This window comes from Stenotrophomonas pictorum JCM 9942, assembly GCF_001310775.1.
GTDB classification, from domain to species: Bacteria; Pseudomonadota; Gammaproteobacteria; order Xanthomonadales; family Xanthomonadaceae; genus Stenotrophomonas; species Stenotrophomonas pictorum.
Map to the genome: position 1 here is coordinate 1 of NZ_BAZI01000112.1, position 7,884 is coordinate 7,884.

7 protein-coding genes and 1 pseudogene are annotated in these 7,884 nt (G+C 63.6%); 6 read left to right on the top strand and 2 right to left on the bottom strand.

All coding sequences use genetic code 11. From position 1 onward, the window contains the following. Nucleotides 1-161 precede the first annotated feature (161 nt). Entirely contained in the window at nt 162-1,211 is a 1,050-nt protein-coding gene (locus JCM9942_RS07595) for a tyrosine-type recombinase/integrase (protein ID WP_054658869.1), read from the top strand. A gap of 14 nt (nt 1,212-1,225) precedes the next feature. On the opposite strand, the gene JCM9942_RS07600 is transcribed toward JCM9942_RS07595, so the two are convergent. Continuing rightward, complete coding sequence (locus tag JCM9942_RS07600; protein WP_054658870.1) at nt 1,226-2,155, bottom strand: SOS response-associated peptidase family protein; 930 nt, start codon at nt 2,153-2,155, stop codon at nt 1,226-1,228. Between the two features lie 219 nt (nt 2,156-2,374). Here JCM9942_RS07600 and JCM9942_RS07605 point away from each other — a divergent pair, with 219 nt between their 5' ends. The 5 genes from JCM9942_RS07605 to JCM9942_RS07625 are packed head-to-tail and all read left to right on the top strand — an operon-like array spanning nt 2,375 to nt 5,316. Beyond that, the gene (locus JCM9942_RS07605; RefSeq protein WP_338062222.1) at nt 2,375-2,770 is read left to right on the top strand and encodes a LexA family protein; all 396 of its coding nucleotides are present in this window, start codon (nt 2,375-2,377) and stop codon (nt 2,768-2,770) included. Further along, nucleotides 2,760-3,530, top strand: coding sequence for a hypothetical protein (locus JCM9942_RS19615; RefSeq protein WP_089153150.1), 771 nt, complete (start codon nt 2,760-2,762; stop codon nt 3,528-3,530). The genes JCM9942_RS07605 and JCM9942_RS19615 overlap by 11 nt, the downstream gene beginning before the upstream one ends. A 31-nt stretch (nt 3,531-3,561) precedes the next feature. Next, nucleotides 3,562-4,812, top strand: coding sequence for a Y-family DNA polymerase (locus JCM9942_RS07615; RefSeq protein ID WP_054658872.1), 1,251 nt, complete (start codon nt 3,562-3,564; stop codon nt 4,810-4,812). 56 nt (nt 4,813-4,868) lie between these two features. Then, nucleotides 4,869-5,114, top strand: a complete 246-nt coding sequence (locus JCM9942_RS07620; protein WP_054658873.1) for a hypothetical protein — start codon at nt 4,869-4,871, stop codon at nt 5,112-5,114. Beyond that, nucleotides 5,095-5,316, top strand: coding sequence for a hypothetical protein (locus JCM9942_RS07625; protein WP_054658874.1), 222 nt, complete (start codon nt 5,095-5,097; stop codon nt 5,314-5,316). Before JCM9942_RS07620 ends, JCM9942_RS07625 begins: the two co-directional genes overlap by 20 nt. 263 nt (nt 5,317-5,579) lie before the next feature. Here JCM9942_RS07625 and JCM9942_RS07630 read toward each other — a convergent pair. Next, a pseudogene (locus tag JCM9942_RS07630) lies at nt 5,580-7,884 on the bottom strand (hypothetical protein); the annotation flags it as partial.

The following is a 7,884-nucleotide window of genomic DNA, read 5'->3' on the forward strand; positions in this document are numbered from 1 at the left end:
ACAAAGCCTTATTCCCTCTAGAACGTATGGCCTGCGGGGGTTATCGCCAGATTTGACGAGGGATTCGGTCTGCTGCATTGCTGTCGTATTTCCGGGGGTTTCAGGGCATTACCGCTGCGACGGTGCTACATTCGGGGCTACAGAAACAGGCTTGTAGCACCATGGGATCGATCCTCGCCCGCCGCCGGGCCACAGGCGCCACATCTTACACAGCGACTATCCGGCTCAAGGCCGATGGGAAGATTACGCACCGCGAGTCGGCGACCTTTCCAACGCGTGCGCTTGCAAAAGAATGGCTTACCCGCCGTGAAGCAGAGCTGGCCGGCCAACGTGCGCGCGGGGAGGTTGTCGGTACCCGCATGACGGTTGCCCAGATGATCGACTGGTACTCCGGCCAGATGGCTGCCGATAACCCATGGGGGCGCTCGAAGAAGGCGGACCTGGCCCGCATTGGAAAAGGCGCCATAGCCGATAAGCGGGTTGACCGCCTCACACGCGCTGACTTCATCGCCTACGCCCAGGGACGCCGCCAGGAGGGTGCCGGCCCGGCCACGGCCGCCAACGATCTGATCTGGCTCCGCCAGGTGCTGCGCGCAGCACGGGTTGCCTTGGGCGTGCCGGTGCCGCTTCAGGAGCTGGACGATGCGGCCGAATACCTGCGCCAAAATCGCATCATCGGCAAACCGAAGGAGCGCGACCGGCGGCCCACTGCCGCGGAACTGGAGAAGCTGGCCGCGTATTTCAGCCACCGTGACGTGCGCGCCGAGATCCCGATGCTGGACATCATGCATTTCGCAATCCACAGCGCTCGGCGACAGGAAGAGATCACGCGTTTACGCTGGGACGATCTCGATAGATCGACGGCCACATGCCGCCTCCGCGACTTGAAGCACCCCACGAAGAAGCTCGGCAATGACAAGACGTTCAAGCTGACTGCCGAAGCCCTGGCCATTATTGAAGCCCAGCCGCGCGGAAACGAGCCATTGATCTTCCCGTTCAATCCGAAGTCGATCGGCGCTGCATTCACCCGGGCCTGCCACGTCCTGGAGATCTCCGACCTGCGCTTCCATGATCTGCGGCACGAGGCAACAAGCCGACTGTTCGAAGCCGGCTACAGCATCCAAGAAGTCTCCCTTTTCACGCTGCACGAAAGCTGGGCGACGCTGAAGCGCTACACCAACCTGCGGCCGGAGCAGCTGGCGCACCGGTAGCCGTTGCAGCTGAGTCAGGCTGCGATGCGATGCTCATAGAACGGATGCCGCTTGTCATCGAAGATCGCGTAGAGCTCGCCGAGATTCCCTGGGTCGGGATTGAGCCACGCGTCGATGTGCTCGGGCTTGATGTTGATGATGGTGCGGTCATGCCCGGCGGCGGCCACTTCGGGCTCTGGGTCATCAGTGATCGCGGCGAATGAAAGCAGGTCCGGCTCCAGGCCTTTCGGATCCGTCCAGTGCGACCACAGGCAGGCCACCAGCATCGGCTCTCCCGTTCGGGGGGTGAACTGCAGCACCTGGTTGCCAGCCGGCCCCTCCACATTTTCGTAGAAGGTGTTCACCACCATCAGGCCATGGCTGTGGCCAAACTGGCCCTTCCAGAACCCCTCCAGGTTGTCGCGCCGGGCGTTGTAGGTTCCGGGGTACTTGCGATCGTAGACCGCCGGCTTCCCCGCGGGCCGGCACTGGTAGCGCATCGGCCGCACTACCCTCTTGCCGCCCTCACTGACCAGCACCAGCCCATGCGCCCCCGGGAAGATCCGCCCGTCACCGGGCTTCGCCGTCGTCCGTTTGATATCCGCGAGCTTTGTCCTGCCTGCGGCAATCTTGTTCGTGGCGATACGGACATCCTCGCGCGCCTTCACCGTCTCCTTCGACAGAAGTGAGCGCTCGGCATCCGCCAACCGCCTGGACTGCTTGAACAGGTCCTGCTCTAGCTTCGCGACCTGCTCGGCGTTGAAGCGCTCGATCAGCTCCCGAACCTGCTGCGCCTCTCCCGTTGTTGCATGCATGAATGGGGTATCCATGCCCTTCGGAATCTTGATCTTGGCGCCGGCGCCGCGATCGCCATAGAGGATCACGAAGTCCTTGATGCTGATATCGGCGCCGTACTTTTCGACGTATTCACGATAGTCCTGCCATGCCTCGGCGGAAAAGCACATGGGAAGCTCCAGGGAGAGGGCATCTGACGATAGCGCCATGCAGGTAAACGGACCGACACCGCCCCGGGCGTTAGCAATTGTACTAACATTCTCCGCCCGTCTCGCTTTTTGAGACAGCGCCCCGCGAGAGTTCGCGCCATGTTGCACGCTCCCCCACCAATCCCCAACGCTCGTTTTCTGGGCCCGGCAGTTATCGATGGCCCTGCGCAGTCGGTCCCCATGGCCGGCGCCCGTGCCCTGCTGGGCTTTCCTTCCCCGGCCGAGGATTTCCTTGACGACGGCATCGACCTGCATCGCCTGCTGATCCGTAATCCGGCGGCCACATACCTATATCGGGCAGACGGCTGGTCGATGATCGGCGCAGGCATCTGTGATGGCGACATCCTGGTTGTCGACCGCTCCGTTCAACCGCGAGCCGGCGATATCGTGATCGCCGTGTGGGATGGGAATCAGCCCACCTGCAAAGTGCTCCAGACCTTCGAGCACCACATCGAGCTGCACTCAGCCAACCCAGAGTACCCGCCAATCCTCCTGGCGCCAGGCACTGAAGTGGAGGTGTTCGCAATGGTGGGCCTTGCCCGCCAGATCATCCGCAGGCCGCGCCGTGGCCGCTGAGCTGTTGCAGGATCTCCGCGAGCTGGCAAAACAGCTGCCGCCCGCCCCAGGGGTCTACACATTCCACGGCGAGTCACCGCTTCCGCTCTACATCGGCAAGAGCGTGAACATTCGCGGCCGCGTGCTCGACCACATCCGTACGCCGGACGAGGCCCGCTTGCTCAGCCTGACCCGGCGGTTCTCCTTTGTGCGCACCGCCGGTGATATCGGCGCGCAGCTGCTGGAGGCGCAGCAAGTGAAGCTGCAGCAGCCGCTGTTCAACAAACGCCTTCGCCGTAACAAATGGCTCTGCACGATCACGCTACAGGCCGGTGAGCTGTGCATCACCGACGTACACGATGCAGGGGACACAGCATCGTTTGGGCTGTATCCCAGCCGGTTCGCCGCAGTAGAGGCCTTGCGTGAGATCGCCGACACCCACCTGCTCTGCTACAGCCGCCTGGGCATCGAGAAGCTCCCGGCGGGCCGCACTTGCTTCCGTCATGCGCTCAAGCGATGCGCCGGCGTGTGCTGTGGAGCTGAGCCGGAAGATGACCACCGGCAGCGGCTTCTGGCAGCGCTCATTGATCGCCACGTGCACGCATGGCCCTACCCCGGCGCTGTCGGCATCGTCGAAAAGTCCGACGAGCTCCAGCAGATCCACGTCGTCCGAAACTGGCACTACCTCGCACCGCGGACACGCTCGCGAAAGCCCGGAAGCTGGACCAGCCATCCGCCTCATTCGACCGGGACTGCTACCGCATCCTGGTGCGGCCGCTGATCACCGGCGCTGCCGAAATCCGGGAGCTGTGATGTTCGCCCTGGTCGACGGCAACAACTTCTACGCCAGCTGCGAGCGCGTGTTCCAGCCGTCGCTGCGCGGCAAGCCGCTGGTCGTGCTCAGCAACAACGATGGCTGCGCGATTGCCCGATCAGCTGAAGCCAAGGCACTCGGGGTCAAGATGGGGCACCCCGCCCACGAGTTGAAGGACCTGGTCCGCCGGCACGGCCTGCAGATGCGGTCAGCGAACTTTGGCCTGTATGGCGACCTGAGCGCCCGCGTTGTCTCGATCCTGCGTGATGCTGCACCACGTGTGGAGGTCTACAGCATCGATGAGAGCTTCATCGACCTGACTGGCATTCGGCTGCGCGAGCAGTTCGCACGGGACTTGCGCACGCGGGTGCACCGCTGGACCGGCATCCCCAACTGCATCGGCATCGGCCCCACGAAGACGCTGGCCAAGCTTGCCAACAAGTTGGCCAAGAGCGGCACCGGCGTGATGGACCTCGGCGATCCTGCCGTGTGCCAAGCGGCCATGGCCGACTTTCCCGTCGGCGATCTATGGGGCGTGGGCCGCAAACTGGCACCGAAGCTGGCCGCACGCGGCATCAACACGGCCGCACAACTGCGTGACGCCTCAACCGATGACATCCTGGCAGCCTTCGGCGTCACGCTTGCGCGCACGCAGCGTGAGCTGCAGGGGCACCCCTGCATGAGCATCGAAGAAGTGGAGCCCGATCGGCAGCAGATCGTCGTGAGCCGATCATTCGGCAGTCGCGTTTCTGATCCGCAGGCCCTGCATGAAGCGCTGGCCACTTTCGCCGTGCGCGCCTGCGAGAAGCTCAGGGCGCGCGGCCTGGTGGCCAGCGGCGTCCAAGTGTTCCTGAACTCGGATCCATTCCGCCCAGAGCTGCCGCAGCACCACCCAGCCCGCGCGGCGAATCTCTCGGCTGCCACCGCTGATACCACGATCATCCTGCGATGCGTACGCCAGCTATTCGAGGGCATGGTTCGCAGGGGCATCGACTACAAAAAGGCGGGCGTCGCACTGCTGGATCTCGCGCGACCGGAGGCGCTGCAGCAGGATCTATTCACCCCGGCGACGGTGGGCAACGACCGGCTGATGGACACGCTGGACGCGATCAACCGGAAGTTCGGCCGCGGTACCGCTGGGCTCGGCGCAACCGGCTGGCAGGCAAAACCGGAATGGCGCATGCGCCAACACATGCTTTCACCCAGTTACACCACCTCCATACACCAGCTGCCGCGCGTGCGCTGCTGAGCGTGAACAGCCACGATTGACCTGATCATAACGGCCAGCCGGCATAGGATCCCCTCATGACCACCAAGCTGACCCGAGAAGAGCTGGACCAGTGGCTGCAGGATCTGGCTTTGCGCATGAAGCCGGAAGCAGAGACCGCGCTGGCCGGAGATATCGCCGAAATTGTTGCAGGTGAGGTCGAAGTAATCGAACCGCGCGTCGCCATGGTGGATTTCGACCACTTCCATGACCAGGTAAGCAGCCTTATTGAGGAGCTGGCTTGCGTCGGAGCGGGCAAGGCAGATGAGCCAACAGCACGCTGATTACGAACTGGCGTTCAACGAGATCAGTCACGCGCTCGAGCAGTACGGGGAAGCGCCGCAGTTCTGGGAGATCTGCGACGAGGTCGAAGAGCGGCTTATCGACCAGTATCCGGAGGACGAAGTCGCAATCATCGAGCTGGTCGCCACCTGGCTGGTCAAGCTGGGCGTGCACCCGGAGGGAGAGCTCCAGGGCTTTGTATAGCCACCAATACTGCAGCCAGCGCCCGGCCCTCTTGGGGAGGTAGGGACCGGGTCGACGCGGGGAATGCGTCGTTGCTGGCCTCCAGCAGCTCCGCATCCCTGCGGTAGCCCGGTGGGTGGATGGCCTGGCTGGAAGCCGGCACCGCCGTTGCTGGCAGCCCAACCTTCCCACACCTGCACCGCTTCTGATATCAGAAGAGTCAGCAGTGACATGTCAGGGAATTCCTACCCATATAACCAACACCGCTCGTAATGCTTTATGGCCTACGGCGTCGGGATGTACTCCGCCGTGTGCCGGTACACCTGCAGGCTGTCCAGCCCGTCGCGCTGGCTCTGGATCTCGATGCGCAGCGTCCCGGCAGCGGCTGGGGTGTAGCTGCTGGCACTGCCCACAATCCCGGCCTCGGCATGGACCTCGACGCCGTCAAGGATCCACCGCACGGTGTAGGTGGTGCCCGGCTCCGGGCCGATGCTGGCCACGGCCTGGTCGACCAGCTGGTCGGCCTGGGCCTTGCGGTCGCGGTGTGCCCAGACCACGTCCACCTGCCCGGTCAGGGCCGGCGGCCATGCTTCGCCGTTGAACGTCACCGCTGCCGGCGGGTACGGCCTCACAGCTCGCCGAGCGAACTCGACCGACATGGCTACGGCATCAGCCGGGTCCAGCTGGGCGACGGCGGTGTTGGTCAGCAACTTGATATCGATCGCCTCGCCATCCGTGTACTCGGTCATGTTGCTGCTGGCCGCCTCGTCGTACACCCAGATCCGGCTGCCGGCCACGTGCTCAACCGGCACCGTATCGGCACAGCCGCGGCCGACCGTAACCGTGCCCGCCTCAGTGTCGATCGCATCGATGCGGACGACCTCGCTCTCCCACAGCGCGGCCGCACCCAGCGTGACCTGGCTGGCGCGGCCGACGCCGGCGACCGGAATCACCGTCTGGCCAACGGGCACGACATCAACCGCCGGATCGCCTGCAACCACCGCCACCGGGCACCAGTCGCCGGTCATCTCCACCAGGTAGTCCCCACCGGCCGGCGCCACGGCCAGTCCATAGTTCTGGCCACCCTGCGCAGGCTGGTCAGCCATCGCCAGCAAGTAGCCCACGTCGGCGGGCAGCGCGTCGAGGTTGGCCCGGTCCAGGCGCTGCACCAGCTCAATGTAGGGCGCCTCCATCGCTACCTGAGCAGTGATGGGATAAGGCGTCGGGTCGGGGCTGGTATCGATGCCGCTTTCCACTTCGACGAACGAGGTCTGCGGCAGGCTGTAAATGTCCTGAGCGGCAGTGATCTTTACTGCACCGCTCTTGAGCGTACCGGCCTGCTTTTCGCCCAGCAGGCACACCATGTCGGCGATGCGACGCTTCTTGGATTGCAGCCGAAAGTAGTTGTTCGGCCGCAGCGCCCGAACCGAGTCCGGCATGCAGGTCAGCTCAAAGGCTATCGTCGGGGTAACGGTATTGCGCAGGTCGCGCTCGGCGATGATCAATGCCAGTGCAGCACTCGGAATCTCTGGATAGCTGGCGGTCTGGTGGATCACGCCGAAGGCGTCGATCAGGCCCAGCGCCTGCACGGGCGGCGTCGTGACGCTCTCCTTCCTGCATGGGTCGAAATACTTCACGCTGACGCTGTTGATCGCGCCATCCAGCACTGAAGGTTGCGCCGAGAAAGACAGAATGTCGTCGTCGGTGATGACCGGAAGGCTGTCCAGGTCGTAGTCGCCACGGGCGAGGTCCAGGTAGTACTGCCCATCGATCAGGCTTCGGCTGACGCTGCCGCCGATCAGGTTGCAGATGCGCTGCTCGAACTCCTCCAGGCTCTCCGCGGCCGGATCAAATGAGGTGCAGATCCCAAACCCTTCATCGAACAGCTTGTCGGCGCAAGCCCGGTAGCTGGCATCGTTGATATTCCCACTCGGCTCCCGGCCGATCTCCGAATGTGTGCGCGCGTAGTACAGCGCATGGGCCGGGTTCATGGCCCAGTTGTCGGTATTGAGGAAGGTCCACTGCACACGTTGTTTGCGAGTCATGCTCACGTGGAGCAGCGGCTTCCCTGGCACAGTCAGCGGCGAGCCACCGTCACCGAGTAGCGGTGTATGTTCAATCTGGAACCGCTCACGCTGCTGCCGATAACGCAGCACGCCCCCCCGCACGTAGCTCAGGATGATGTCGGACGCGGCGATGTTGAGATCACGGGCATCATCAAGCGTGAGCATCGGATAGAGATGGTCGGCCGGCAGCGAAGTGGTTTCCATGCCCGGCCTTGTTGCGTCGTACCAGTACAGCAGCGCACCACTGATGCCGCCCACCGTGAGATTCGGATTTCCGTTCTGATCGAATGCAAGCGTGACCGCATTGACCGGCTCAGCATGGGTGTAAATGACCACTTCCGGCACACCATCCGCAGATAAAAGCACCTGCTTTTTATCTGCACGCGCCGTCCACAACTTCACAAGCAGCCCCTGCGACGGATCCTGCACCGCCACCGGCCCCCACTGTTGCGATACATCAGCCCTGCCGGACCAGGGATTCAGTGGCGTCCCTGCCACTGCGGAAGATGAAAGCCGCCCTTCA